Source organism: Pseudomonas sp. YuFO8, assembly GCF_035065025.1.
Classification (GTDB): Bacteria; Pseudomonadota; Gammaproteobacteria; order Pseudomonadales; family Pseudomonadaceae; genus Aquipseudomonas; species Aquipseudomonas putida_AE.
In genome coordinates this window covers 1-438 of record NZ_JAXDEQ010000145.1, presented here as the reverse complement: position 1 = coordinate 438, position 438 = coordinate 1, and the positions used below count along the sequence as shown (strand labels likewise).

1 protein-coding gene is annotated in these 438 nt (G+C 61.2%); it reads left to right on the top strand.

Annotated features, from left to right (window positions below; all coding sequences use genetic code 11):
* Positions 1–350: hypothetical protein (locus SOP95_RS31705; protein WP_323609543.1), on the top strand; the 350-nt coding region annotated here is incomplete at its 5' end.
* Between the last annotated feature and the right edge of the window lie 88 nt (positions 351–438).

Here is a 438-nt window from a genome sequence, read left to right as displayed (position 1 = left end):
GCAAGTCGCCATCGCGCAAGCCAACCATCCTCAATGCACGTCCGTTCTGTTCGGACTGTTCTCTAGCTGCTAGGTGCCCTATGGAAGATGCATCCAAGTTTTTCCTCTTCGTCGCGCTCTCGTTGCTCGTGCTCGTCATGGTTACCGACCGGCGCCGGCCGCTCGCGCGGGCGCCTCTGGACGCCGACGACGCGGTGCTGCAGTCACAGACCGCCGATGATGCGAGCCTCATCACGCGCGGTCCTGGCTTCGCCAACGTGCCTTCCAATGGCACCGTACCACCGCTGTCGCTCATGATGCCGCAGACCGGAATTCAACCCTATGACGGGAGCGTGGGCGATGCGGGATGAAATCGATCTCAATGACCGGCGCACGCTGCGCGATCTATTCCAGCGGCCTGATCCGCCGATCAGGTTCAATTACCTTGATCCGCAGGTA